25 protein-coding genes and 4 pseudogenes are annotated in these 24,618 nt (G+C 68.7%); 11 read left to right on the top strand and 18 right to left on the bottom strand.

The window, feature by feature from the left end; all coding sequences use genetic code 11:
- A partial coding sequence (locus tag ACZ6S5_RS32665; RefSeq protein WP_466006112.1) for a hypothetical protein occupies positions 1–606 on the bottom strand: 606 nt, incomplete at its 3' end.
- 287 nt (positions 607–893) lie between these two features.
- Here ACZ6S5_RS32665 and ACZ6S5_RS32660 point away from each other — a divergent pair.
- On the top strand, positions 894–1,427 hold the full coding sequence (locus ACZ6S5_RS32660; RefSeq protein WP_466006115.1) for a trypsin-like serine protease: 534 nt from the start codon (positions 894–896) through the stop codon (positions 1,425–1,427).
- Positions 1,428–1,624: 197 nt separating this feature from the next.
- On the opposite strand, the gene ACZ6S5_RS32655 is transcribed toward ACZ6S5_RS32660, so the two are convergent.
- Complete coding sequence (locus ACZ6S5_RS32655) at positions 1,625–2,011, bottom strand: hypothetical protein (protein WP_466006111.1); 387 nt, start codon at positions 2,009–2,011, stop codon at positions 1,625–1,627.
- A 347-nt stretch (positions 2,012–2,358) separates the two neighbouring features.
- On the opposite strand from ACZ6S5_RS32655, the pseudogene ACZ6S5_RS32650 reads away from it, so the two are divergent.
- Positions 2,359–3,555, top strand: a pseudogene (locus ACZ6S5_RS32650) (IS110 family RNA-guided transposase); the annotation flags it as partial.
- Between the two features lie 196 nt (positions 3,556–3,751).
- Here ACZ6S5_RS32650 and ACZ6S5_RS32645 read toward each other — a convergent pair.
- Positions 3,752–4,024, bottom strand: coding sequence for a helix-turn-helix domain-containing protein (locus ACZ6S5_RS32645; RefSeq protein ID WP_466006110.1), 273 nt, complete (start codon positions 4,022–4,024; stop codon positions 3,752–3,754).
- Positions 4,025–4,169: 145 nt separating this feature from the next.
- Here ACZ6S5_RS32645 and ACZ6S5_RS32640 point away from each other — a divergent pair, with 145 nt between their 5' ends.
- The gene (locus tag ACZ6S5_RS32640; protein WP_466006109.1) at positions 4,170–5,255 is read left to right on the top strand and encodes an IS630 family transposase; all 1,086 of its coding nucleotides are present in this window, start codon (positions 4,170–4,172) and stop codon (positions 5,253–5,255) included.
- Positions 5,256–5,384: 129 nt separating this feature from the next.
- Here ACZ6S5_RS32640 and ACZ6S5_RS32635 read toward each other — a convergent pair whose 3' ends face one another.
- Both ACZ6S5_RS32635 and ACZ6S5_RS32630 read right to left on the bottom strand, forming a co-directional pair.
- A complete protein-coding gene (locus tag ACZ6S5_RS32635; protein ID WP_466006114.1) occupies positions 5,385–7,070 on the bottom strand; it encodes an ABC transporter ATP-binding protein in 1,686 nt (561 codons plus the stop codon).
- A gap of 41 nt (positions 7,071–7,111) precedes the next feature.
- Positions 7,112–8,935, bottom strand: a complete 1,824-nt coding sequence (locus ACZ6S5_RS32630; RefSeq protein WP_466006108.1) for an ABC transporter ATP-binding protein — start codon at positions 8,933–8,935, stop codon at positions 7,112–7,114.
- Between the two features lie 348 nt (positions 8,936–9,283).
- Between ACZ6S5_RS32630 and ACZ6S5_RS32625 the strand changes: the two are divergent.
- A pseudogene (locus ACZ6S5_RS32625) lies at positions 9,284–9,637 on the top strand (IS1380 family transposase); the annotation flags it as partial.
- 47 nt (positions 9,638–9,684) lie between these two features.
- Here ACZ6S5_RS32625 and ACZ6S5_RS32620 read toward each other — a convergent pair.
- From ACZ6S5_RS32620 to ACZ6S5_RS32585, 8 genes and pseudogenes are all read right to left on the bottom strand, one after another.
- Positions 9,685–10,374: an IS6 family transposase gene (locus ACZ6S5_RS32620; RefSeq protein ID WP_466006113.1), complete on the bottom strand. Its 690-nt coding sequence runs from the start codon at positions 10,372–10,374 to the stop codon at positions 9,685–9,687.
- 26 nt (positions 10,375–10,400) lie between these two features.
- Positions 10,401–10,589 (bottom strand): hypothetical protein, encoded by a 189-nt coding sequence (locus tag ACZ6S5_RS32615; protein ID WP_466006107.1) that lies wholly within the window; start codon positions 10,587–10,589, stop codon positions 10,401–10,403.
- Positions 10,583–11,116, bottom strand: a complete 534-nt coding sequence (locus ACZ6S5_RS32610) for a GNAT family N-acetyltransferase (RefSeq protein ID WP_466006106.1) — start codon at positions 11,114–11,116, stop codon at positions 10,583–10,585. The genes ACZ6S5_RS32615 and ACZ6S5_RS32610 overlap by 7 nt, the downstream gene beginning before the upstream one ends.
- Before the next feature lie 244 nt (positions 11,117–11,360).
- Entirely contained in the window at positions 11,361–11,747 is a 387-nt protein-coding gene (locus ACZ6S5_RS32605) for a DoxX family protein (RefSeq protein WP_466006105.1), read from the bottom strand.
- A 90-nt stretch (positions 11,748–11,837) separates the two neighbouring features.
- On the bottom strand, positions 11,838–12,308 hold the full coding sequence (locus ACZ6S5_RS32600) for a carboxymuconolactone decarboxylase family protein (protein WP_466006104.1): 471 nt from the start codon (positions 12,306–12,308) through the stop codon (positions 11,838–11,840).
- Between the two features lie 83 nt (positions 12,309–12,391).
- Positions 12,392–13,273, bottom strand: coding sequence for a sigma-70 family RNA polymerase sigma factor (locus tag ACZ6S5_RS32595; protein WP_466006103.1), 882 nt, complete (start codon positions 13,271–13,273; stop codon positions 12,392–12,394).
- Between the two features lie 204 nt (positions 13,274–13,477).
- Complete coding sequence (locus ACZ6S5_RS32590) at positions 13,478–13,849, bottom strand: hypothetical protein (protein ID WP_466006102.1); 372 nt, start codon at positions 13,847–13,849, stop codon at positions 13,478–13,480.
- Positions 13,818–14,024 (bottom strand): annotated as a pseudogene (locus ACZ6S5_RS32585) (recombinase family protein); the annotation flags it as partial. The gene ACZ6S5_RS32590 and the pseudogene ACZ6S5_RS32585, both read right to left, overlap by 32 nt.
- On the opposite strand from ACZ6S5_RS32585, the gene ACZ6S5_RS32580 reads away from it, so the two are divergent.
- Positions 13,932–14,135: a hypothetical protein gene (locus tag ACZ6S5_RS32580; protein WP_466006101.1), complete on the top strand. Its 204-nt coding sequence runs from the start codon at positions 13,932–13,934 to the stop codon at positions 14,133–14,135. The pseudogene ACZ6S5_RS32585 and the gene ACZ6S5_RS32580 sit on opposite strands and share 93 nt — an antisense overlap.
- 177 nt (positions 14,136–14,312) lie before the next feature.
- Here the strand turns inward: ACZ6S5_RS32580 and ACZ6S5_RS32575 are convergent, their stop codons facing one another.
- From ACZ6S5_RS32575 to ACZ6S5_RS32565, 3 genes are all read right to left on the bottom strand, one after another.
- On the bottom strand, positions 14,313–14,615 hold the full coding sequence (locus tag ACZ6S5_RS32575) for an antibiotic biosynthesis monooxygenase family protein (RefSeq protein ID WP_466006100.1): 303 nt from the start codon (positions 14,613–14,615) through the stop codon (positions 14,313–14,315).
- 25 nt (positions 14,616–14,640) lie between these two features.
- A complete protein-coding gene (locus ACZ6S5_RS32570) occupies positions 14,641–15,147 on the bottom strand; it encodes a tyrosine-type recombinase/integrase (RefSeq protein WP_466006099.1) in 507 nt (168 codons plus the stop codon).
- Between the two features lie 451 nt (positions 15,148–15,598).
- Positions 15,599–19,099: an SNF2-related protein gene (locus ACZ6S5_RS32565; RefSeq protein ID WP_466006098.1), complete on the bottom strand. Its 3,501-nt coding sequence runs from the start codon at positions 19,097–19,099 to the stop codon at positions 15,599–15,601.
- A gap of 167 nt (positions 19,100–19,266) precedes the next feature.
- Between ACZ6S5_RS32565 and ACZ6S5_RS32560 the strand changes: the two genes are divergently transcribed.
- The 3 genes from ACZ6S5_RS32560 to ACZ6S5_RS32550 all read left to right on the top strand — a co-directional run bounded on the left by ACZ6S5_RS32560 (position 19,267) and on the right by ACZ6S5_RS32550 (position 21,649).
- On the top strand, positions 19,267–19,620 hold the full coding sequence (locus tag ACZ6S5_RS32560; RefSeq protein WP_466006097.1) for a hypothetical protein: 354 nt from the start codon (positions 19,267–19,269) through the stop codon (positions 19,618–19,620).
- A gap of 2 nt (positions 19,621–19,622) precedes the next feature.
- Positions 19,623–20,276: a nucleotidyl transferase AbiEii/AbiGii toxin family protein gene (locus ACZ6S5_RS32555; RefSeq protein ID WP_466006096.1), complete on the top strand. Its 654-nt coding sequence runs from the start codon at positions 19,623–19,625 to the stop codon at positions 20,274–20,276.
- A 119-nt stretch (positions 20,277–20,395) separates the two neighbouring features.
- Entirely contained in the window at positions 20,396–21,649 is a 1,254-nt protein-coding gene (locus ACZ6S5_RS32550) for a DUF6880 family protein (RefSeq protein WP_466006095.1), read from the top strand.
- A 436-nt stretch (positions 21,650–22,085) separates the two neighbouring features.
- On the opposite strand, the gene ACZ6S5_RS32545 is transcribed toward ACZ6S5_RS32550, so the two are convergent.
- Positions 22,086–22,274, bottom strand: a complete 189-nt coding sequence (locus ACZ6S5_RS32545; protein WP_466006094.1) for a hypothetical protein — start codon at positions 22,272–22,274, stop codon at positions 22,086–22,088.
- Between the two features lies 1 nt (position 22,275).
- Here ACZ6S5_RS32545 and ACZ6S5_RS32540 point away from each other — a divergent pair, with 1 nt between their 5' ends.
- A complete protein-coding gene (locus tag ACZ6S5_RS32540; RefSeq protein ID WP_466006093.1) occupies positions 22,276–23,061 on the top strand; it encodes a hypothetical protein in 786 nt (261 codons plus the stop codon).
- Positions 23,062–23,126: 65 nt separating this feature from the next.
- On the top strand, positions 23,127–23,675 hold the full coding sequence (locus tag ACZ6S5_RS32535) for a hypothetical protein (RefSeq protein ID WP_466006092.1): 549 nt from the start codon (positions 23,127–23,129) through the stop codon (positions 23,673–23,675).
- A gap of 63 nt (positions 23,676–23,738) precedes the next feature.
- Here the strand turns inward: ACZ6S5_RS32535 and ACZ6S5_RS32530 are convergent, their stop codons facing one another.
- Complete coding sequence (locus ACZ6S5_RS32530; RefSeq protein WP_466006091.1) at positions 23,739–23,927, bottom strand: DUF3885 domain-containing protein; 189 nt, start codon at positions 23,925–23,927, stop codon at positions 23,739–23,741.
- A gap of 2 nt (positions 23,928–23,929) precedes the next feature.
- Here ACZ6S5_RS32530 and ACZ6S5_RS32525 point away from each other — a divergent pair.
- Positions 23,930–24,523: pseudogene (locus tag ACZ6S5_RS32525) on the top strand (DDE-type integrase/transposase/recombinase); the annotation flags it as partial.
- Between the last annotated feature and the right edge of the window lie 95 nt (positions 24,524–24,618).

The following is a 24,618-nucleotide window of genomic DNA, read 5'->3' as shown; positions in this document are numbered from 1 at the left end:
CTTCTCCTTCAACGCGGTGCTGGTCACGTCGTAGACCACGTCCGCGCCACCGGCCACACCCGGATACGTCACCGTCGACCCGGACACCTTCGGCGCCACACCCCTGGCGGCGCCCGCCAGGCCCAACTCGATGCTCCGGCCATCCCGCTCGAACCGCACCAGCTCGTCCGAACTGCCGCCAAACAGGCTGGTGAACGAGTTCGTCCGGTTGCCCTGCACGTACCCGCGCTCGTTCGCCGGGCGGACCGTAGTGTCAATCGGCTGCCAGTCGCCCTTGCCGTCCTGGTAGTGCAACGGCACCGCCGAGATCTCCGCCTGCAACCGCCCGTCCGACAGCTGATAGACCTTGGCGTTCTCGGTCCGCTTGCCGGTCAGCTCCCTGACCCGCTTCTGCGGCGGCCACTTCTTCGCCGCCAGCGGCTTTTCGCTCACCGACAGCCCGGCACTGACCACCTCAGGCTTAGCGTGGCTGGAGCCGCCGCCGGCGGCCAGACCGCGCGCGGCCTCACCCAGTCGGGACAGAAACCCAGCCTGATCGTCCTTCGCGCTGGCTGTCTTGTCAGTGTGGTCGGGGCTCCGGTCCGGTAGGACCTCCATCCCGCCCAACGTGGCCACCAAGGCCAACGCCAGACCCCCGATCAGGGGCCCCCGCGCTCTCTTCTTCACCCGTCACCCTCCGGTCTACAGGCAGACACGATGGGTAAGGGTCCCAAGACGGCATACACGGAGCTCTATAAGCAAGATACTTTTCCAGCCCAGCGGCCAGTCGACATCCGTCGATACAGGCCTCGATCGGATCTCGGCGGCCGTCGCGCCCGGCACGGCCGGTCAGGCCGTGCTGACCGGCGGAACGTACGACGCGGCGAGCGCCCAGGGCCGACTGGTCGAGCAAGCTGCCGCACTTCCGGACGGGAACGTTCACCCCGCCCACCTCAGGTCAGAAGGGTCCGCTATTCCAGTCGACGACCATCGGCGCGGACCCGGGGACAGCCGGCGGCAGCACCGTCAGCGCCTCGCAGTACCCGTGGATCGTCGGCGTCGTCACCTACCTGGGCAACAATGCCGGCGTCGGCTGGTGCACCGGCACTGTCATTGCCCCCAACGCGGTGCTGACGGCGGCGCACTGCACCGCGGTCGGGGCCGGTACGACCCGGGTCATCGCCGGGCACGACCAGCTCATGGGCGAGGCCGTCGCGATTCAGGTCAGGCAGGGCAACGCGCGAAAAGGGCCAAACGAGTCCTGCAGCCAGCCCGCTGACGCATCGCTGGCGGAGCACCCGACGCGCACATCGTCAAGATCAGCCGTCGCTGCTTGCGCTGCCCGGCAGAGGGCCAACAACGCGTCACCTGGGCCCTCAGCAGTGACGGACGAGGAGACGCTTGATCAACCAGGGCATCTGATCCGTAAATTCCAAGACCATGTCTAGGCAGTTCGGAGAGGTTCGCCTCGCTCTGCTTCTCGCACCCCTGCGCCAGCACCGTCAGATTGGAAGGACGAGGATCACCGCCCCGGGATGCCCGAAACGCCTGCTCGTCGCCGGACTAGGTTACCGCTCGTGCCCCTCGGCGCACCGGCTACTGGCAGGTGGCTGACACGCGGCCAGCTGAATTACCCCCGCCAGGCTCAGCAGTGCGACTCCTCCCCATCGAGCGACCATTCGATGTAAATCCGAAGCTCGCCGTCGGTGTCGGGGCCTGGCGTATAGAGGCCATTGCATATGGAGAAGACCACTCGTTTCCCGCTTGTGACCCGCTCGGCGCACAACAGCTCTTCGCCCTCTGGAACGGGTACGGTCCCTGGCACGCGCACGGTCCGCCAATGACTCGCTGCCAACAAGGCGCGGTAGTGGTCGATGACTGGATCCATCGGGCCCGGGGGTAGGCCGATGTCGACCTGCATGGTCGCCATCCAGAGGCTGCCATCCCTGCACGGCTTTTGATCGATGCTGCCGATAGTGGTGCGCGGTGCAAGAGGAGTGAGTACCGGGTCTCGTACCAGCTGCTCGGCCAACCGGTAATCGTTGTCCGTACACCCGAATTCGTCCGCGGTGCTGGGCGACGGTTTCGAAGCTATCTGCGCGGCCAGGCCACACAGCGCCAGCACAACGACCAGCCCCCCCCCCCCCGTTACCGTCTTCGTGGCCCCCGCAATGGGGGCTCCCGGCCTCCGGTCCGGCATGACTGTTCCCCCCTGTAGTTCGCATGATCCGGGGGGTGGTGTCACCGGGCCGGAGGCATCGGTAGACCGCTGATAGAGGCAGGACCACCAGCGTGCTGGGAGGCTCTTCGTAACGTGGATGCCGGCGACTGATGCCACGCCAACGAGGCCGGGACAGCACGACCTCGTAAGGGATCAGCGTGATCGACACCGGCGATGTGGACGTCTTCCTGGGCTTGGACGTCGGCAAGGGCGAGCACCACGGAACCGCGGTGACCCGGGCTGGCAAGCGGGTCTTCGACAAGCGACTGCCGAACAGCGAGCCCAAGATGCGGGCCGTGCTGGACAAGCTCGCCGCGAAGCACGGCACCGTCCTGGTCGTGGTCGACCAGCCCGCCTCCATCGGCGCCCTGCCACTGGCGGTGGCCCGGGACGCCGGCTGCCGGGTCGCCTACCTGCCCGGTCTGACGATGCGCCGGATCGCCGACCTTTACCCCGGAGAGGCCAAGACCGACGCCCGCGACGCGGCGGTCATCGCGGACGCCGCCCGCACCATGCCGTTCACCCTGCGCGGCATCGAGGTCACCGACGAAACCATCGCCGAGCTGGAGATGATCGTCGGCTTCGACGACGACCTCGCCGGCGAGGCGACCCGCATCGCCAACCGCCTGCGCGGTCTGCTCACGCAGATCCACCCGCACCTGGAACGCGTGCTGGGACCGCGACTGGACCACCCGGCGGTCCTGGCCCTGCTGGAGCGGTTCGGCTCACCGGCCGCCCTGCGCAAGGCCGGCCGCCGGCGCCTGCAGAGCGTCGCCCGGCCCTTGGCCCCGCGCATGTTCGAGCGCCTCGTCGAGGACATCCTCACCGCGCTCGACGAGCAGACCGTGGTCGTCCCAGGCACCGAGGCGGCCACGCTGATCGTGCCGAGCCTGGCCGGCTCACTGCGGGCCGCCCTCGACCAGCGCAAGCTCCTGGAGAAGCGGATCCAGGAGTTGCTGGACAAGCACCCGCTGTCCAAGATCCTGACGTCCATGCCCGGCATCGGGACCAGGACCGGTGCCCGGGTCCTGATCGACGTCGGTGACGCGACTGCCTTCCCGACCGCCGCCCACCTCGCCTCTTACGCCGGGCTCGCCCCCGCGACCCGCAGTTCCGGCTCCTCCATACGCGGCGAGCAACCGTCCCGCCGGGGCAACAAGCAGCTGAAACGGGCGTTCTTCCTGTCCGCGTTCGCCTCGCTCAGCGACCCGGCCTCCCGCGCCTACTACGACAAGAAGATCGGTCAGGGCAAACGGCACACCCAGGCACTCCTGTGTCTGGCCAGGCGCCGGGTCGATGTCCTGTTCGCCATGCTCCGCGACGGGACCTTCTACGAGTCCCGGCCAGCCGCAGCGCCCAGGTGGGTTCGGGTTGTGGTGATCGCCGCCGTCTGTGTCTTTGCGTACGGCGGGATTGTTCACCTGGGCGACGTGCTCGGGGTCCGGCCGGGTGGTCCAAGCCCGTCTATGCCCATGTGGCTGATGTGGTACTTCACCTCGCTGACCGTGTTCGACCCGCTCGCGGCGCTGTTGCTGGCGCTGCGCAGCAACATCAAGAAGCGATGCCGCGAGGTTCCCGGTAAGGCCCATTAGGGTCCAGGCTGGCCATCCCCATCTCGTTGAACCGGTGGATGACCTGCCGGATCGTGTCCTCATCGGCTTGCACGAGACGGGCGATCGCCGGCACTGTATTCCCACCGGCCGAGGCGAGCACGACCATCGCCCGCCGTAACCGGATCGGTGAACCGGTTTCCCGGCGGGTGATTCTGAGCAGCTGCTGACCTTCCTGGTCACTGAGCCGCCGAACGCGAACGGGTTCTGCCACCGCCACAGCCTGACCGCCACCACGCCGCTCAGCCGACAGGCGGGACGGCGGGACGGCGTGTCATCCAACACCGTGAACGTTCGTGGTCACGGCACTAGTGCGCTGCGCCGGAAATTCGCCTCATAAGTGGGTGTAGGGTGAGGGGATGCCGAGGACCGGGCGTCCCACCATGCCGCTGGTGTTGTCCGACGAGGAGCGCGCGATGCTGGTGCGCTGGTCACGGCGGGCGAAGTCTGCGCAGGTCCTGGCCATGCGCGCGAAGATCATCCTGGCGTGTGCGGATGGCGCCTCGAACACCGACGTGGCAAGAGATCTGGGCGTGCATCTGTCCACTGTGGGCAAGTGGCGGCGGCGGTTCCTGGCGGAACGCCTGGACGGGTTGATCGACGAGCAGCGGCCGGGCCGACCACCGTCGATCCCTTTGGACCGGGTCGAAGAAGTCGTGGTCGCCACCCTGGAGCAGACACCGCGCAATGCCACCCACTGGTCACGCAAGTCCATGGCCGAGCGGTCCGGGCTGTCCAAGTCCACGATCGGGCGGATCTGGCGGGACTTCGGCCTGAAGCCGCACCGAGCCGACACGTTCAAGTTGTCCACCGACCCGCAGTTCGTCGAGAAGGTCGTCGACGTCGTCGGGCTGTACCACAACCCACCCGAACGGGCCGTGGTGCTGTGCGTGGACGAGAAGTCTCAGATCCAGGCCCTGGACCGCTCCCAGCCGGTGCTGCCGATGATGCCGGGCATGCCGGAACGGCGCACCCACGACTACGCCCGTAACGGCATCACCAGCCTGTTCGCCGCGTTCAACGTCGCCGACGGCACCGTCATCAGCGAACTGCACCGCCAGCACCGCGCCACCGAGTTCAAGAAGTTCCTGACCACGATCGACAAGACCGTGCCGGCCGAACTGGACGTGCACCTGATCTGCGACAACTACGGCACCCACAAGACCCCGGCCATCCGCGCCTGGCTGGCCAAGCATCCCCGCTTCCACATGCACTTCACCCCGACCGGCTCGTCATGGATCAACCAGGTCGAACGCTGGTTCGGCTACCTCAGCGAGCAGAAGATCCACCGCGGCGCCCACAAGAGCGTCCAGGCCCTGGAGGCGGACATCCGAGGGTGGATCGCCGACTGGAACAGCAATCCACGCCCCTTCATCTGGACCAAGACCGCCGAAGAGATCCTCGAATCACTCGCCCGATTTTGTAGGCGAATTTCTGGCGCATGACACTAGCTACATCCATGATAGGCGATATTAAGATCGAGCCAGTGACCTCTTCGGTGTCAAGCAGGACGCCGCACCGGCCGTGACCTGCGGAAACGGAAATCCGCAGGTTGGCGTTGCTGCACAAACCTCTCAGGTGTGCCACGAGCGCCAGAGGGAGGCGTAGGCCCCGTCGGCCCGGACGAGTTCGTGGTGGCTGCCGAGTTCGGTGATCCGGCCGTCCTCCATCACGGCGACCCGGTCGGCGTCGTGCGCGGTGTTGAGCCGGTGCGCGATCGCGATGACGGTCCGGCCGGTGAGCACGGCCGCCAGCGCGCGCTCGGTACGCCGGGCGGTCGTCGGATCCAGCGCGGCTGTCGCCTCGTCGAGGATCAGCGTGTGCGGGTCGGCGAGCACTAGACGGGCCAGCGCGAGCTGCTGCGCATCGGCCGCCCCGAGTTGCCTGGCCCCGTCGCCGAGTTCCGTGTCGAGGCCGCTGGGCAGCTCGGAGTACCAGTCGGCGCCGACCGCGACCAGCGCGGCTTGCATCTGTTCGTCGGACGCGTCCGGCGCGGCGAAGGCGAGGTTGTCGCGCACAGAGCCGATGAAGACGTGGTGTTCCTGGGTAACCAGGGCGATCCGGCGGCGGCGCTCGGCGGGATCCAGGTCGGTGATCGGGCAGCCGCCGATGCTGACCACGCCGTCTCGCGGCGCTTCGATTCCGGCCAGCAGCCGGGCCAGGGTGGACTTCCCGGCGCCCGACGGGCCGACGACGGCCAGCCGCTCGCCGGGCCGTACCTCCAGGTCGATGCCGTGCAGGACGTCGTGGCCGTCGGTGTACGAGAATCGGACGCCGCGCACGACGAGCCGTTCCCCTGCTGGCGCGGAGGCCTTGCCTGACAGCTCCGGTGGCACCTGACCGACGCCGAGCACGCGGGCGAATGACGCGAAGCCGCGCTGCGCCTGTTCGGTCCACTGCAGGATACGGTCCAACGGCTCGATCGCCTGCTGAAGATAGAGCGCGGCGGCGACCACTTCACCGAGCGAGACCATCCCCTCGGACAGGAAGAATCCGCCGACCAGCAGCACTGCGGCGATCGGCAACGGATAGCTGGCCTCCACCACCGTGTAGAACACGGTCCGCAACGCGAGCGTCGCCCGGCGGGTGGCCCACACTCGGGCGATGCGCTCGGTGCCATGGACAATCCGCTCGTCGGTGAGGCGCAGCGCCTCCACGGTGCGCGCGCCCTCGGCGGTGGTGGTCAGCGTCTCGGTCAGCTCCGCGGTGGCGGCGCCCTCGGCGAGGTAGGCGGAGCTGGCCCGCCGTAGGTACCAGCGGCTCGCCGCCCAGATCGGCGGCAGCCCGGCCAGCGCGACCAGGCCGAGCATCGGGTGCAGCAGGAAGATCGCCCCGAACAGCAGCGTCAGCTGCGCCGACGCAATGACGATGGTGGGCACGACGTCGCGGACGGTCGTCCCGACGGTTGACACGTCGACGGAGCTGCGGGTGGCGAGGTCCCCGGAGCCGGCCCGCTCCACCACGGAGACGGGCAGGCCGAGCGTCTTGCGGATGAACTCCTCACGCAGCTGGGCGACCGCCCGCTCCCCGAACCGGTGACCGGCGTACTGGGCATACCGGGAGAGCAGCGCCTGCACCAGAACGCATCCGCCGATCGCCATCGCCAAGCGGTCCACGGTGGCGACGCCCCCGCCGGCGGCAACCTGGTCGACGATCCTGCCGAGCAGCCACGGCGCGGCGAGTCCGGCGATCGCGGCGGCACCATGCAACACCAGCACGACCAGGACCGCGCGCCGTTCCCGGCCGACGAGGTCCAGCATCTCCCGTCGGACGGCCGCACGGTCCGCTACCGGCAACCGGCTCACCGCAACGCCCCCTTGGGCCCGGTGAAGTCTTCCAAGTCGAGGTCGTCGCTGCCCCGGGCCACCAACTGCCGGTAGCCCCGGTCCTGTTCTAGCAGTTCCGCGTGCGTGCCGGTGGCGACGATCCGACCCGCGCTCAGATGCGCGACCGTATCGGCGTGCCCGAGCAGCAACGGTGACGTAGCGAGCACGATGGTGGTTCGCCCAGCCCGCGCGACGCGCAGCCGCTCGGCGATCCGCGCCTCCGTGTGCGCGTCCACCGCCGACGTCGGGTCGATGAGGATCAGCACCTCAGGTTCGGCGAGCAGCGCCCGAGCCAGCCGTACCCGTTGTCGCTGGCCGCCGGAGAGCGTGCGGGCCCGGGTGTCGATCGGGGTGCCGAGCCCGTCCGGCAGCGCGTCGGCGATGTCCTCCGCCGACGCGATACGCAGGGCCGCCGTGATCCGGTGGTCAGCGCCTCCCGTCTGGGCGAGGGTGTCACCGTTCCCTGCCAGGGTGCGGCCGTCGCCGTTCCCGGCCGGGCCGTCGGCGCTCGACTCCCGGCCACGCAGGATGTCACGTAGGGTCCCGGCGAAGAGGTAGGAGTCGTGGTCGGCGACCAGGATCCGGGCGCGTACCTGGTCGAGTGCGATCCCGGTCAGCGGCACGCCGCCCCAGGTCACGTCGCTGACAACGTAGCGCCCGAGCCGGTCGGCCAAGGCGATGGCCTCGGCCGGGTCGTCGGCGGCCACGCCGGTCACCCGACCGTCGCGCACGGTCAGTCCGCAAGCGGGGTCGTGCAGGTCTGCGGGCCGTACCGGTGCGGACCTGGCTAGCGGCCGGCGGGCACCGGGTACGTTTCCCGGCCCGCCCACGTCCTGCGGGGTCGGGCCACCGACGTGGTCCGGGGTTAGGTTGAGCAGGGCGATGATGCGACGGGCGGCGACCCGGCCCCGGATCACCCCGTAGCTTCCCTCGAGCAGGAACCAAACCGGCACGATGAGCGTCGCCACGTATCCGTAGACGGCGACCATCTGCCCGACCGTGATGTCGCCGGCGACCGCCATCCGAGCCGCGAGCCACACCACGGCCGCGAGGAACAGCCCCGGTATGGCGACCGTCAACGCGTCGATCCAGCTGTAGACGGCACCGACCCGGTAGCCCTCGGCGAGCAGGTCCTGGGAGCGGGCGGCGTACCGGCGGGCGAACAGGCCGCGGCCGCCGACCCCGGCCAGCACTCGCAGCCCGGCCACGATGTCGCCGGCCCGGGTGGTGAGGACGCCCTGCTGGTGCCGGTAGACGGACTCCGCCCGTTCGAGGCGGCGCAGCAACGGTCCGATGATCAGCGCGATCGCCGGCACGCCCAGCAGCACGCACAGCGCCAGCAACGGGGAAACCGACCACAGCACGACAGCGATGACCGCGTACGCGATCATCGCGCCGACGCCCGGGCCAGTCATCGTCAGCACCTGCGACGTGTAGCCAATGTCGGAGCCGCCGACGGTGGCGACTTCCCCCGCGGCGAGCCGGCGCGGCAGCACCGCGCCGATCCGGGACAATTGGTGCAGCAGGACCGCCGCGGAGCGGGCTGTAGCGTCCTCTCGGACAAAGGTCATCGTGCGGTGCCGCATGATGCCCAGGTACGACAGCCCCACCCCCGCGACGACGATTGCCGCGACCCATAGCAGCAGGGCTCGGGTGTCGTGCGCGCGCAGTCCGTCGTCGACGGCGCGGGAGACCAGGTACGGCCGGACCGACAGCCCGATCATCCACGCCGTGCCGACCACGGTGCCGCGCAGCACCCGCCGGGGTTGGCAGCGAACCAGCCACCAGACGTACCGCATCGGCCCTCTCGTGTCCGGCACACCGGGTTCGGGATGCGGAATCTGTGGGGGCATCCGCCAAAACTACCGAGATGGCTGCGGACGTACTCACCTATATTCCCGGTTCGGTCGTGCGTCGTCCCGGCGCGGGCCGCACTGCTGCTGAGGCACGGCGGCCGAGGCGATCATCAACGAATGCGACGCAAGGCTGGAACGCTACCGAGCCGCCCTGGACGCCGGCGCCTGCTTAGCCTCGATCCACCGATGAAGGTCTGCTCGACCGGACCCCGGATATAGAAAGTGCCCTCTGAACTGGAAGGATAGGAGTTACGACGCTTCTATCACCCGGTTCGAGAGGGCACCTCGTAGGTGAGATTACGCTATGGCGCGCCGGTGACGGCCGTGACGTTCGATGATCCGAATCTGGTGTCGTGTGCCGGTCTCGTGCCGGTGATGCGGCTTGCCGAGCAGGCCGGTCTGCACGACGCGGTCGCCGATCGGGTGAGCTTGCCGACGGACAAGGGCGCGAACGCGGCCGGCAAGGTCGCCACGATCGTGGCCGGGATGCTCGCCGACGCGGACAGCATCGATGACCTCGACATCGCCCGGCACGGCGGCATGCGGTCGCTGTTCACGAGCGTGTACGCACCGTCGACGCTGGGGTCGTTCCTGCGGACCTTCACGCACGGGCACGTGCGCCAGTTGCAGGCCGCGGGGCGCCGTTGCGTTATCGGATCGGCGGATGTGTTGAACCCGTGCCGGGTCCGCGGTCAGATCGCTTGGGCGAGTTCGGTGAACGCAGCAGCGACCCGCGTGGACGGCGGGGTGTCGATGGCGAGTTCGTAGTGGCCGTGTCGGAGGTTCTGCATGAACGCGTGGCCGGCGATGATCACCTGCGCTGTCTTGTCCGTTCGTAGTCCGCGCATCGGTCTCAGCCGGTGTTTCAACTGGCTGTGATCAGCTTCGATCGGATTGTTCGCGTACCGTTCAACGTGGTGCCACGCGGACGGGATCAGTTCGTCGAGCACGCCGGGGTAGACCGGCGCGGCATCCGTGACCACCTCGTTGGGCGTCACCTTCAGCGTCGACAGCGCCCGTCGGAAGAACCGCCGAGCCGCACCGGCATCCCGGCGGGCCGAGACCAGCACGTCGATGACCTGCCCGTACTGGTCGACCGCCCGGTACACGTACCGCCACACCCCGTTGACTTTGACGTAGGTCTCGTCGACGTGCCACCTGTCGCCTGGCGAGTGGCGGGAGAATCGGGCGGCGTCGGCCAGCAGCAGCGTGAACCGCTGCACCCACCGGTAGACGGTGACGTGATTGACCTTCACGCCACGTTCAACCAGCAACTCCTCAACGTCCCGATAGGACAGGTTGAACCGCAGATACCAGCGCACCGCGACCATGATCACCTCGGTCGGGAACCGAAACCGGGCGAACGCCGACTTCGGAGGCAGCCACGAGCCAGGCCGGGTCGGTGACTTCACTGCTCAAGTCTGCCTCTGATCTTGGCGACGCTCAACGCAAGGGAGCCGACTGCCGCATGGTTGCGGGCCGACAGGTACACCTCCGCGCCGAGGTCGGCGAAGCGGATCGCGAGGGCGCGGCCGAAGTCGCGGCCGGCCGCGGGGATGACGACTCGGTGGTCGGCGAGGTCGGGGGTGATCAGCATGGCTCTGGAACGCTGCGGAACTCCTGGTAGCCCATGATGTGCACCTTCTCGGACGGGCTCAGGACGTAGGGCACCGCCTTGCCGGTCTCGGCGAACCCGAGCTTGCGGTAGAAGGCCCGGGCGCGGAGGTTGTCCTCGTGGACGCCGAGAGTCAGCCACGCGGCGTCGGTGTGGTCGCGGGCGAAGCGGATCGCCGCAGCCATCAGGGCAGCGGCGGGTCCAGCCGGGCCGCGGTACGGCGGGCGGACGTAGACCGCGTGGACGTGGGCGTGGTCGGGAACTTCCGCAAGCGGCTCGGCGGCAGCCGTCCCCACCCAGTCTCCTGCCTCGTCGGAAGCAACGAATGTCGCCGACGAGGCGGAGCTGGCCTCGTGGGCCGCCTGTTGCTGCCAGACGGTGTCGCTGAAGGCGGCCGCCTCGGCGAGCGAGGTGCTGAACGCGTTTGGTGACTCCCGAAGCGCCTCCAACCGGATGGCTCTCAACTCGCGCCATTCTCCGGAGGCAATGCGACGTACGCGGTAGATCATGAAGCCCACTTCTCGTTGTGCGGTGGAGCCCAGCTGTTCGGTCAGGAAGTCTCCACAGGTGGCACGGGGGTGAGGTGCGTGGGCTGGCGAGCCCGGTTTGCTTCGCGGACGACCGCCCAGGCGTCGGCCACCGGACCTAGTTTCGCTTTTTGTGTACACCAACCACGTCACCGACGGCGAACCTCACACCCAGGGACGGCCTGCGGGGTCGGGGACTGCCGCCCCGACCCCGCACGCGAGGGCATCAGCCGATGAAGGACTCGGGGCCGAAGAAGCGGCCCCACGCCACGAAAGCGGCCAGGGCGAGATAGACCACGTCGCCCACGACCGTTGCTCTCTCGCTACGACGGAGGCGCGTGATGATCGCGCCAACAAACAGCAGCACCGCACCTGTAGCGGCCAACGGAACGAGAACCGGCGCGATGCCGAGTACGGCGGGCAGGATCAGTCCCACCGCGGCCAGGAGCTCGAGGCCTCCGATGGCCTTGAGAGCACCGGGGCTGAAGTCTTCGACCCATCGGGATGCGGCGCCGAAGCTGGCCATCTTCTCCTTGGGCACGAACAGCTTGGCGCTGCTGACCAGCAAGGCGGCGGCCAGTAATCCGGCGACGATCCATAGTGCGATGTTCATGAGTTTTGTCCTTGGCCGATTGTCGGGGGGTGCCGAACGGACCCCAGGTCGTCCCGGGCCCGCCCGCGAGTCTGAGGGGGAATGTCCGCGTCAGCCGAACTGACCGGGCTGGTACTCGCCGCCGGGCGTCCGCGTGATCACGTTCAGCCGGTTGAAGGCGTTGATCACGCAGATCAGGGCCACCAGGGCCATCAGCTGATCCGCGTCGAAGTGCTTCGCCGCGTTCGCCCACGCCTCATCAGTGACGCCGATGGAGTCGGCGAGGCGGGTGCCCTGCTCGGTGAGTTCCAGCGCCGCCCGCTCCGCCTCGGTATAGACGGTCGTCTCCCGCCATGCACCGACCAAGTTGATCCGCACCATGCTCTCGCCGGCGGCTGCGGCGTCCTTGGTGTGCATGTCGAGGCAGCCGCCGCAGCCGTTGATCTGGCTGGCGCGGATCTTCACCAGCTCCTGCACCGCCTTCGGCAGTGCCGAGTCGGTGATGACCTTGTTCGACGAGATGATGTACTTGGCCCACTTCGACCCGACCTCGTTGACCATGGGGTTGATCCGGGTTTCCATCTCGATCTCCTTCGTCTTCGGATGCTTGCACCACTACGACGAAGCCCCCGCCAAGACGTAACAACCCATGCGACAGACGCGCGCTACTCGGGTCGCGCGGGCAGACCCAGGGTGTCCAGGAGCTTGCGGTCGCTCACGGTCAGGAGCTCGACGATCCGGCCGTCGACCACGGTGCACGCCACCACGCCGAGCACCTTGCCTTTCGCACCCCAGGCCACGAACCCGGGCTCGCCGTTGACCAGGACCGGGAGCACCGAGGTCATCGACCGGATGCCGCGCAGGATCGGACCGGCCACCTCGGCCGCCCCGACCGTGGTCATCACGCCCTGCGGGTGGTACGTGCGCCAGGTCACCTTCGGATCGAGCAGCCGTACGAGCCCTTCGAAGTCCCCGTTCCGCGCCGCGGCAAGAAATGCGTCGACCGCGGCGCGCTGCCGCCGCGGCTCCTGCTCCGGCCGCGGTGTGCCCTGCACCTTCCGGCGGGCCCGGCTGGCGAGCATCTTGGTCGCGTCGGTGGACCGGCCGATGATCTCGCCGATCTCGGCGAAGGGCACCGCGAACATGTCATGCAGGACGAACGCCAGCCGTTCGGTGGGCGTGAGGGTGTCGAGCACCACCAGCAGTGCCAGCCCGACCGATTCGGCGAGCATCGCGTCGTCCTCGGGTGCCGCCCCGCCGTCCACGGTCACCACCAGCTCGGGCAGCCGGTCTTCGTACGACAGCTTGGCCCGGGTCGTGCGCGAACGCAGCACGTCGATGCAGACCCGGCCGACCACCGTGGTCAGCCAGCCGGCCAGGTTGTCGATCGCGGCCGCGTCCTGCCGCGCCAGCCGGATCCACGCCTCCTGCACCGCGTCCTCGGCGTCCGCCCGCGACCCGAGCATCCGGTAGGCGACCGCCACCAGGCGCTCGCGCTGCTGTTCGAAGGCTCCCGCCAGTGCTTCGTGCGGACCTGATCCGGTCATGTTGTTACCTTCCTTGCGCACATTCCGTCATGGTCATGACGGGCCCGAAGGCGCCGAGGTAACCGTTCGGCGTGCATCGGGCACAACAGAGGCAGGGCCAGAACACTGGAAGTCAGGACAGGGAACGTCAGATCGGCTAAAGAGAGCTACTTGTCACTTCGCGGCAGCTTCGGAAGTTTTTGGCCATCCGGTGCGGCCCGGGGATCACCGGGTGCCCGCTTCGAGCTGGGCCGGGATGCGGCTCGCGCGGAGTTCGCGCAGGTCGGGGATGTGGTTGTAGAGAGTGCCTGGGCTGACACCGAGGAGCTTGGCGATCGAGGTGATCGAGTGCTCGGGGTTGGGCAGCATGTCGCGGGCGGCCCGGATGATGTCGGCGTTGACCACGGTGGGGCGGCCTCCGACCTTGCCGCGGGCGCGGGCGGCGGCCAGACCCTCGCGGGTGCCGGAGACGATCAGCTCGCGGATGACCTCGGCGAGCGCGGCGAAGACGTGGAAGGAGCCGGCCGCCGGGCGCGGTGGTGTCCAGGCGCTCGTGCAGCGAGGTGAAGCCGATCTCCCGCTTGCCCAGTTCGCCAACCATGGTAATCAGGTCCTGGAGGGAGCGGCCGTAGCGGGCCAGCTCGGGGACCACCAGGGTGTCACCGGCGGCGAGGAAAGCGTGGCACGCCTTCAGCTCGGGCCGCAGGTCGTTCTTCCCCGACTTCCTGTCGGCGAAGATCCGGCGGCAGCCCGACGCAGTGAGGGCGTCGATCTGGCGGTCGAGCTTCTGTCCGCTGGTGGACACCCTTGCGTAGCCGATGCGGATCTCGGTACGGACGGCGGGCTCGGCGACCAGCAGTTCGAACCGGGCGTCTTCGTGTGATCTTCGGAGGTCTATGGCACTGAATCTTCGTCAGTAGTTGGCGCAACATCAGGTGGCCGGGATCGGCCACTGGGTGATCGGTAACGTTGTGTAACGAGCACCACCCAGCGGGGCGAGTCGCTCGGCGTCCGCTTCTAGCCGAGATGGGTACAACCGGCTTGCGCGGTTCACCGGCCATCAAGGATGGCTTTCGATTGCGGACGAACGCATGCTGTAGTCGCGCTCGACCGTGGCCACTCGTACGCGGTAGTCCTGGTACCAGGCCTCGCGGCCGCGTCGCTGAGCCACCAGATGCGCAGCCACCTGCTTCCAGCGGCGTGCCGCCTGCTGATCCGCCCAGTAGGACACCGTGATCCCGAGGCTATCCCGCGCCGACTCGATGCCTAGGAATCCCGGCTGCTCCTTGGCGAGGGCTTCCACGGACGCCGTCATCGCTGCGTATCCGTGGTCGCCGTCGGTGCGGGTAGACGTGAAGATCACGGCAACGTATGGGGGCTGCGGGGTGTCAGCAAAGGGTTGGCTTGACATTGATCAAGCATGACATGCGCCGGATGTTGGCGATCGTCTTCGCCGAGAGGCCGGCGTCGCGCAGGCCCTGCTGCCACTCGCGCATCTCCCGCCGGGTGATCTCGGCGATCTGCCGGTCGCCCAGCCGCGGGAAGACGTGCTTCTCCAAGCGCTCCCGGTACTTGCGCACCGTCTCCGGGTGCGGTTTCACCAGCTGGCCCAGCCACTCCTCGGCGTACGCCCAGAACGTCAGCACGCCCTCGGCCGGCTCGGGCGCCGGGGCGGCCACGCCGGCGGGCACCAGGTGCGCGAACCCGTGCTCGGCCAGCTGCTCCGGCGTCGGCCGGTGGTTGCCGGCGGCGTCGACGAGCGCCTTGAACCGCTTGGCGTCCACCTGGTAGTCGAACTGCTGGCCGTCCCACTTGCCCGTGCCGCCGATGCGCCACTTCACCCGCCAGCGGGTGACCTTGCCGCCGTCGTACTGCCTCTTCTCGATCTGCGCCACCGGTCCTCCACGTGAACGCGGCGGCCTCGACCCGGTGTCCTGCGGGCTCCGCCGCCGACGCACCTATATGCGTAACGGTGGGACCGTAGCCGGATCGCTCGCCGGACACAAGATCGCGCCGGCCGCTGCGGCGGACGGCACGGTTCAGGGCCCGTGATCCCGTGGTGATCCCCTGGCGGCAAACAGCCCGAGAAACGATCAAGGCCGCTAACCTGAGTTCTGCCAGGTCAGCGGCCCAAAGCCTGTATCGTTCGTACTGGTGTCCGAGGGGGGATTCGTACACAAACTTGCGGCGCCCATGCTTAGCATGGGTGCTCATGCCGTAATGCTATAGCAGTCAACGGGCACTGTGGAGAAGCAGCCGCTGGCCGGGGTGCTAATCACCGCTGCTCGCTGCGGTCGGCACTCCGCTCGGCCGCCGCGACCGGCGTGAGGCCCGCCGCGAGGTGCACTACTCGAGCAGGTCTCGGATGTCGGCGGCGGTCAGCTGCGCGGACGCGAAATCACCGCCGTCGAGGACGCTACCGAACAGTTCGGCCTTGCGGGCCTTCAGCGCCATCACTTTCTCCTCGATCGTGTCCTTGGCGACCAACCGGTACACCATCACGTTGCGAGTCTGCCCGAGACGGTGCACGCGGTCCACGGCCTGCGCCTCGGTGGCGGGGTTCCACCACGGGTCGAGCAGGATGCAGTAGTCGGCCTCGGTCAGGTTCAGCCCGAAACCGCCGGCCTTGAGGCTGATCAGGAACACCGGCGCCGTACCGTTCTTGAACTCGGCGAGCACCGTCGCCCGGTCGCAGGTGGACCCGTCGAGGTAGCAGCAGCGGATGCCAGCTGCTTCCAACCGCTTCCGGGCAGCGCCCAGGAAGCGGGTGAACTGGCTGAACACCAGGGTCCGGTGGCCTTCGGCGACGAGATCGCTGACTTGCTCGGCCAGCACGTCCAGTTTGGTTGACGACACAGCACGGTGTTTCGGGTCGACCAGGGCGACGTCGAGACTGGCCTGTCGCAGCAGGGTCAGTGACCGGAAGATCTCGAACCGATGCTGCTGCAGGTCGCCGAGCAGTCCGAGCACTTTCTGCCGTTCCCGCTGCAGGTAGGTCTGGTACACCTTGCGATGTTTCGGGTTGAGGTCCAGCTCGATGACCTGTTCCTGCTTGTCCGGCAGGTCGGCGGCCACGTCGGCTTTGCGGCGGCGCAGCATCAGCGGCCGGATCCGCCGTCGTAGCTGGGCGAGCCGTTCCGGGTCGTGGGCCTTCTCGATCGGAGTGCGGTAGTGGTCGGTGAACCGGTCCGCGCGGGGGAACAGACCAGGCGCGGTGATGGACAACAGCGACCACAGTTCGAGGAGGTTGTTCTCCATCGGCGTGCCGGTGATGGCGAGCTTGAACGGTGCCGGGAGTTGCTTCGCGCAGCGGTATCCCTGCGAGTGGGGGTTCTTGACGAACTGGGCCTCGTCGAGGATCAGCCCGGCCCAGTCGAGGGCCTCGTAGGCTTCGAACTCGAGTCGGAACAGGGTGTAGGAGGTGACCACCAGATCAGCACCGCGGACCGCGTCGGCGAGGGTCGCGTTGCGACGCGCGCGGGTCTGGGTGATGGTGGCGACCACGAGGTCCGGTGTGAACCGGCACGCTTCGCTCGCCCAGTTGTGCACGACGCTGGCGGGGGCGACGACCAGGAACGGCGCCCGCGGACCGCCGGTCTCCCGGACGTGGCAGATCAGGGCCAATGCCTGCAGGGTCTTGCCCAGGCCCATGTCGTCGGCGAGGACCCCGCCGAGTCGGTGCTGGTGCAGGGCGGCCAGCCAGCGGAACCCGCCCTGCTGGTACGGGCGTAGCGTGGCCTTCAGCCCCGATGGGGTCCGATGCTCGACGCGGCTGCCCGCCTCGGACAGTGAGCGCACCGCCTCCTGCCAGGCCGCGGCCTGGCCGGTAACCTCGCCGAGCTCGGCCAACTCCTGCCACAGCCCGGCCTGGAAGCGCCCGACCCGCAGGACCCCGGGCGGCGGGTCGTCCAACGCGCGGGACTCGGCGATCAGGTCGCGTAGCTGGCGGAACTCGGCACGGTCGAGGCTGAAGTACGTGCCGCTGGGCAGGATGAGGTACTGCTGATCAGCGGCGAGCGCGACGAAGAGCTCGTCGAACGGCACCTGCTCACCGCCGACCGTCACCTGTACCGACAGGTCGTACCAGTCCGGCTGCCCGCTGGTGTCTGCGCCGGCGAACGTGAAGACCGGGGCCTGCAGCGTCTCCTGGTACGCGGGGCCCGCGTCGTCGAACTGCGTGACGACGTCGACGCCGTCGATATCGGTCAGCCGGGGCAGGACGTCGTTCAGGAACCGGATCATCGCGTCGCCGGCCACGTCGGCGGCGGCCGCCAGCTGCGGCCCTGCAGGCGTTGACTCCAGCAAGCCCAGCGCCGGGTCGGCGACCATGTCGGTCACCCGCCGCACCACCTTCTCCCGGTCGGCGGCGTGCGCGACGGGTGCGAGCGCCCGCAGCGGCTCCCGATGATGGCCGTCACCGACCGGCAGCACCCACTCCCATCTCAGCGAGAGTCGATGCCCGGTCATGTGGTTCACCGTCAACGTCAACGCCGCCGCCCCGAGATCGGGCAACCGCACCGACGGATCCACCGCTACCATTTCCGCCTGCCGTAGCAGGCTCGGATAGTACTGCTCGAAGAACCGTGCCTCGTCGTCAGCGGGAACCTGGATCGCCGGCTTTGCCAGCATGCTGGCGATGCCCGGCTCCAGCGGCCGCTCCAGCGGCGTGAGCCGCAGCACCCTGTCCCGTGGCCGCGGGGCATCCTGGCCCCGCACGCCCCACCAGGCGACGCCGTGGACCGGCTGGCCCACCAGCAGGGACGAATCCGGGGCGACCAGCATGCCGTCGGCCAGCAAGGTTGGTACGAGCAGCAGGCCGTCACTGGTCCGGCCGACCCGTATTGACACCCGCGCCGCTTCCCGGCACACGACGACCCGCCCGGCCGCCTTTCCGGCCTGCACCATCGGCAACCCGGTCTCCTGAGCCTCGCTGAGCAGGTCCCAGATCCGCCTGCTCGCGAACGCGTCCAGGTAGACCGTCTGCTGGTAGCCGCTGTAGTAGTGCCCGTCATCGGCTGCCGTGGACAGCGCCAGGATCTCCTTGAGGAGCTGCCAGTGCCGCTGCACCCGCCTCGGCTGCCCGTACCAGGCGTAACTGAGATTCGACCAGGAGATCCCCGACCGCACCCACCCGCTGCGACCTGGCACCACAGGGCGCAGGGCGATCCGCCAAGACGATTCCGCGCCGGCCTGCCCGGCAGCCGCGAGATCAAACTGCAACCCGACGCCAGCACGGTCCGACTCCGGATCGGCGAAAGGCTCGGGCGCCGCACCGACCAGCGGGGACAGCGCGGTCTCCCACGCCGGCGGTGCCGCCACGGCCCGCGGACGGGGCACACCTCGGGCCGACACGACGGCGAGGATCAACGCGGCCGGATGGGCGCAGCCCGGATCGTCACCGCAGCTACACGATCCCCGCACCGCCGTGATGTCGCCACTCGGATCGGTGGACGCGACGGCGGTCACCGTGCCGGGCAGGTCGCCACGGAGCCGGGCATGAGCCTGCCCGGCCTGCGGATCCCACCGCACGTCGACCAGCTCGCCGCGATTGAGGTGGGCCCGTGCCTGGACGAACAACCGTGTGCCCACCGCCACGCGCACGGACTCCTCGTCCTCGGTCAGCAGCAGGCGTGCCAAGGTCACCTCCACGACATCTGGCCCGGGCAGCCGCGAGCGTATCCTTCCGCAAGGTGGGCAGTGCCCAGCGCCACCCTGTCCGCCCGCCCCGTCGGCTCGGACACCAACGGACCGCGGCCCGGGATGGCCGACCGGAGGCTGCCGACGGCCAGCGCGAGAAGTCAAACCCGCGCGGGCGGCGGCAGTCCGGTTTCCGGGTAAGGCGTTCACCTGGCAGGCGCCCGGCCGCCGATGTGGTGATCGGCGGGCGGGCAGTTCGCCCTTGGCGATGACCGTCAGGCGGCCGGCCGAGCCCGGAAGGTCAGATGGCCGGCAGGTCGATGTCGTGCCAGCCGGCGACGCCGCTCACACGTACGATCGGGGCAGGAGGTAGAGACATGGCCAGCGGCAGTGGTGCACCGCCTGGGTCGCGGTACGTGGACCAGCGGCATTTCGTGGTGGCCGCTTCCCTGTCCGACCTGCGCGGTCCAGTACGCGGGGTGGTAACGCTTGATCGGTGGCTGGACTGGTCCGGCGACAGCACCTACGACCTGGACGACGCCGGTGATCTGCAGCTGATGTACCAGACGGTGCTGAACCAGGCCAATTCGCTCGACGACTTGCGCCGATGGTTGCACGGCCCGACTTTGCGCCGTTTGTGGCCCAGCTTGTGGCTCCCGGCCCGCCTGCGGGCGGTGTGGCAGGCACGCTTTCCCGAGCTGACCACGCCGCCGCAGACGCTGGCCGGGTAAGGGTGGATCAGGTTCACCTCCGCTTGGCGGAGATCGGACTGCGGGTCGCTGCCCGCTACGGATTCGCGTTGGCCGGCGGCTACGCCGTACAGGCCCACGGCATCCTGGACCGCCCGAGCGAGGACATCGACCTGTTCACGGCGTGGGAGCGACGCGGCGAGTTCGCCGCAGCAGTGGACGCCGTGGTCGACGGCTACCGCGACAGCGGGTATTCCGTCGAGGTGACGCAGCAGTTCGACACCTTCGCCCGGCTCGCGGTCACCGATCCCGCTCAACCTGAGCATCCGTACAAGGTCGAACTGGCAGCCAACTGGCGCGCGTTGCCACCGGTAATGATGGACGTCGGGCCGGTGCTGCACGCCGACGACGTCGTCGCGGGCAAGATGTCCGCCCTGTATACGCGCGCCGAGCCCCGAGACTTCCTGGACATCGACGCGGCGCTCATGACCGGCCGCTACACCCGGACGCGGCTGTGCGAGCTGGCCGAACAATCCGACGCGGGGTTCGACCGGCGCATCCTGGCGGACCTGTTCGGCATGATGGAGCGCTACCCGGACCGACGTTTCGCCGCCTACGGTGCCCACCCCGCTCACATCAATGAGATGCGCAAACGCTTCGCACAGTGGCGCGAGGAACTCACCGCCTACCCGGCCTAGCGCACGAAGCAAGGGGGCATGATGGCCACCCGCCCGCACCAGGCGGTGGCCCGCATCAGGTTCGCGGAACACCACGTAGCCCGCCTGGGTCGTCGCGGGCGTTCTGGTGTGATGTACCGGTGAGCGCAGGGAACGAGAATGAGCTGACTGTGCTGGTGGACCGGTTGCGGCGGGATCGCCGTCGTGACCCGTACGCGGGCCGGCAGGCCTACTCGCAGGCGGCGCGTGAGGTCGCGGACCGCTGCGCCCGGCTGATCGACGCGGGTGAGGCGGCGGTCGCGGTGCCGGTGCTGCGCAAGGCAGTCGATCGGATGACGACCGCCTTGATGTACATGGACAGTTCCTCCGGGGTCCTCGGCAACGACCTCGCCTATCTGATGGAGCTCTACGCCCGGGCGTGCCGGGCCGCACCGCCACGACCCGCTGGCCTGGCCGCGTGGCTGGTCCGGCTCGTCCGCGACGGTCCCGGCTGGCCGGACGTGATCCTGCGCGAATGGGCGCCGGCTCTCGGGACGAAAGGCCTGGCCGAGGTGACCCGGTTGGTCGAGCAGCGTGCCGCCGTAGCGGATCCGGACAACCGGCACCAGCAGTGGACGGTACGGCACCTACGCGAGCAGCTCGCCGAGCTCTCCGGCGACGTGGACCGGTACGTGGCCGTGCTGGCGGAGCACCTGGTCAGCGCCGACCAGTACGAGCGTGCCGTACGGGTGCTGGCCGAGGCGGGACGACCCGCCGACGCAATCGACTGGGCTCGACGCGGACTCGCCGAACACCCCAGCGGCCACCAATCCGCGCGGCTGCGCGACCTGCTGGTAGGGCTGCTGATCGAGACCGGCGAACCGCGGGCCGCGGTGGCCGAGCGTCGGACTGCGTTCGACAAGCAGCCGACCATCGACAACCTTCGGTCACTGCTGGCGACGGTGGTCGAGACCGACCGCAACGAAACCCACACCGAGTGGGCGCTGACCGTGGTACGCGACCGCGTCGCCCAGCAGCCCGGCTACCTGCCTCACCTGATCGACGCGCTGCACCACACCGGCCGTGATGACGAGGCCTGGCACACCGGACTCGCACGCCTGGACGAACTGCCCACCCGGCAACGCATCGAACTCCTGCACCGCCGGCAACAAGGCCATCCGGCCGACGTGCGCGAACCCTACCGGGCACTCGTCAACGCCCACCTGCTGGACTCGCATGACAAGCGCCGCTACGACACAGCCATCACACTGCTCCGCCATCTGCGTGACGCGTACGCGGCCACCGGCGAAACCGACCAGTTCGCCAGGTACCTGGACGAGTTGCGTGGACAGCACCGGCGCCGGCCGGCGTTCCTGGCCAAGCTCGACGCCGCCCGCCTCCACCCTGGCCGGTAGAGTGCCCGCCCGTGGCAGTTCGCATCGACATCGACGCGTTCGGGAATCCGTCCCCACCACGGTGGCCGAGGCCGCGGCACGGCTGCTGAGTAACGACAGCGTCGGCGAACTCGAACCGGCCGGCGGCGGCGTCCAAGCCGTCGTCCACAGCCACGACGGCGTCTTCCAACCCTGGATCGGAATCGTCGACGGCCTCTTCACCACCGACTGCGACTGCGGAACCGTCGGCGACGACTTCTGTGCCCACGCGGTCGCCACCGCACTCACCGCGTTCCACGCCGGTACCGCCTTCTCGGGCGCCGCGACCCCACCTGGCGCCGCCCCTGGTAAGCCCGAACACGCCCATTATCTCGAAGCCGTGCGGCGGCTCTCCCCTCGACAACTGGAAAACCTCGTCGTGGAACACGCCCTGCGGGACCGCCTCTTCGCCACCCAACTACTCGGCGAAGCCGGTCTCCTCGACATCACCGACAACACCGGCCTGCACGACGCCCGCGCCGCCATCCGCGACGCCGCTAGTGTGACCACGGCAGCAGGTGGCAGATCTCCGATGGTCAGGAGCTGCTACGCAAATGATGTTGTAAGGCTGGTTGTCAACGACCTTGGTGATGATCTTAGGTTTCATCGTGGCGATGGTGGCGGGCAACGGCTGGCGTTGGTGGCTGAGTGCCGGCGGCGCGGGGCTTGTGGTGCTGCCGCTCGGGCAGGGTGCGCCTCCAGCCGCTGTAGTGGCGGCGACCTGCGGCCTGGTCGTGGTCGGTGCCTGGGCGTGTGGCACCCGTAGCGGCCGTGCCGTCGGCGCGGCTGTCGGCGTCGTCCTCATTACGGTGCTGGCCGCCGTGTTCGCTGTCTCGCAGTGGCCCCGCAGCCTGATAGCCGCGCCGTGGCTCGACTGGTTCGCGTTGTGGTTGCTGGTCGGCGTCGTGTGCCTGGCCGCGTTGGTCAGGTGTGCGGCTGCGGGCTCGGCGTCGTCGGGTCCGACGGCGACGGCAAGCTGCGGTTCCCTGCCCGCGACGACAGGTCCTCCCACTGCCGACATCGCTGCGGCTGGTGTCGGCCGACACCTGCGCCGATGGCGGCAGCAGCGGCAACTGCACAGCCGAGTTCCTGGTGACAGCCACCGACAATGCCGACCAAACAACGACCGTGACCCGGCTCGTCGAACACCTCCGCAGGCGCGGTTGCCGCTCCAGCCCGACCGCTGCGCCTATCGCGGCTCCCGCGAGACCGGCGGGATCCTGAACTGGACACCTCACCAGATGTGGCTGTACGCCGACGTCGAGCCGGCATCGGCGCTGCAACCGGCACCACCGCCGGACGCTGTCGTCATCTACATCGGCAACCTATGGCACGATCGCCCCGCCTCGATCAGCACCGGGCGCAAACTTGATTCTGCCCAACCATCGCGGTGAATGGCCAGGGCCGGCGCGCGGATACGCGAAGTGTCGCATGCCCATGCCACGATGCCGTCCCATGGATGGCCGAGGAAGGGGAATCGATGGGCGCTTCGGAGTGGCGGTACATGGTGGCCTACCAGGACGACGTGGGCGCTGCCCTCCAACAGCTGCGCCAAGAGGTGTACGACCGCGGCGAGTACTACCGGGAGCCCGCCGAGGGCGGCTCCGACCTGGACCTGACGGAGGAGGAGTTTCGGGCGCAGTTGGATCCGCGCAACGACGACGACGGCTTCAACGACGCGATCATCGAGGACTGGCGGGAACGCAAACGCCGCCCGGTGCCCGTCGACCCGGACACCCTGTTGGCCGCGCAACCGCACTCCGGCACACATTCGATCATCGACATAATCAACGGGGTGTCCGATCGCCCCGGCTTCGCAAGGGTGTCCCCGCTAACCAGCGAAGAGCTGATCAAGGCCTTCGGTAGCACGACGCCGCCGTCAGATCAGGTCCAGGAGTGGATGAAGGCCGGCGGGGGTTTGCGGGAGCGCTGGTTCGGTACATATGTGATCAGCTACCGTGACGGCCAGCCCGACCACATCCACTTCTCTGGATACTCCGGCGACTGACCACCTCCACGAACGTGACCATCGGCCCAGACCGCCCTCGCCCAAGCGTTCGCGCCGCACCAGCTATAGGCCCGTCGGGTGCGCGGACAGCCAGTCGCGATGCCGGTGCTGCAAGGCATCACGCTCGGCCATTGAGGGCAGGATCACGTCCATGCCCCCGTCATAGGGGTGGTACAGCCACCGCAGCCCGACATCCGCCACAAGCACGTTGCCGATCACATCGTCAGCAACATGACGCAGCAGCGGATCCAAGCAAAAGGCTCTACCCGCTCGTGAGCGAGCTGGCCGCTGACGGGATCCCCGTGGCGGTGACGTGCCGGGTGTTGAAGATCGCTCGCCAGCCCTACTACCGGTGGCTGGCCCGACCCGTCACCACCGCTGAGCAGGTCGCGGCGTACCGGGCCAACGCATTGTTCGACGCCCACCGTGATGATCCGGAGTTCGGCTACCGATTCCTCGTTGACGAGGCTCGTGATGCGGGGCAGCCGATGGCCGACCGCACCGCGTGGCGGATCTGCTCAAGTAACGGCTGGTGGAGCGCGTTCGGCAAGCGCAAGCGTCGCGGCAAGGGCGGCAAGGCCGGGCCGCCGGTGCACGACGACCTGGTCCAGCGGGACTTCACCGCCGACGGCCCGAACCGGCTGTGGCTGGCCAACATCACCGAACACCACACCGCCGAGGGCAAGCTCTACCTGTGCGCGATCAAGGACGTCTGGTCCCACCGGATCGTGGGCTACTCCATCGACTCGCGAATGAAGTCCCGCCTGGCCGTCGCCGCACTGGACAACGCCGCCGCCAGACGCGGTGACCTGGCCGGCTGCATCCTGCACACCGACCGCGGGTCCCAAGGCGAATTCAACTGATCGTCGCAACACCTCGTGATCGTGGAGGTGTTTGATGGCACGACGTCAGCAGCAGGCGGATCGGGCGTTGCGGCCGTCGA

This window comes from Micromonospora sp. NPDC051924 (genome assembly GCF_055586005.1).
This window is presented reverse-complemented; position numbering and strand designations above follow the sequence as displayed.

What these genes read in the sequence shown, in the direction of transcription:
- ACZ6S5_RS32640 (WP_466006109.1), top strand. Translation starts at nt 4,170, where the DNA reads ATGCCGAGGACCGGGCGTCCCACCATGCCGCTGGTGTTGTCCGACGAG.
- ACZ6S5_RS32635 (WP_466006114.1), bottom strand. Translation starts at nt 7,070, where the DNA reads ATGCTGGACCTCGTCGGCCGGGAACGGCGCGCGGTCCTGGTCGTGCTG.
- ACZ6S5_RS32630 (WP_466006108.1), bottom strand. Translation starts at nt 8,935, where the DNA reads ATGCGGTACGTCTGGTGGCTGGTTCGCTGCCAACCCCGGCGGGTGCTG.
- ACZ6S5_RS32615 (WP_466006107.1), bottom strand. Translation starts at nt 10,589, where the DNA reads ATGCTGATCACCCCCGACCTCGCCGACCACCGAGTCGTCATCCCCGCG.
- ACZ6S5_RS32610 (WP_466006106.1), bottom strand. Translation starts at nt 11,116, where the DNA reads ATGATCTACCGCGTACGTCGCATTGCCTCCGGAGAATGGCGCGAGTTG.
- ACZ6S5_RS32605 (WP_466006105.1), bottom strand. Translation starts at nt 11,747, where the DNA reads ATGAACATCGCACTATGGATCGTCGCCGGATTACTGGCCGCCGCCTTG.
- ACZ6S5_RS32600 (WP_466006104.1), bottom strand. Translation starts at nt 12,308, where the DNA reads ATGGAAACCCGGATCAACCCCATGGTCAACGAGGTCGGGTCGAAGTGG.
- ACZ6S5_RS32595 (WP_466006103.1), bottom strand. Translation starts at nt 13,273, where the DNA reads ATGACCGGATCAGGTCCGCACGAAGCACTGGCGGGAGCCTTCGAACAG.
- ACZ6S5_RS32560 (WP_466006097.1), top strand. Translation starts at nt 19,267, where the DNA reads ATGGCCAGCGGCAGTGGTGCACCGCCTGGGTCGCGGTACGTGGACCAG.
- ACZ6S5_RS32545 (WP_466006094.1), bottom strand. Translation starts at nt 22,274, where the DNA reads ATGAAACCTAAGATCATCACCAAGGTCGTTGACAACCAGCCTTACAAC.
- ACZ6S5_RS32535 (WP_466006092.1), top strand. Translation starts at nt 23,127, where the DNA reads ATGGCCGAGGAAGGGGAATCGATGGGCGCTTCGGAGTGGCGGTACATG.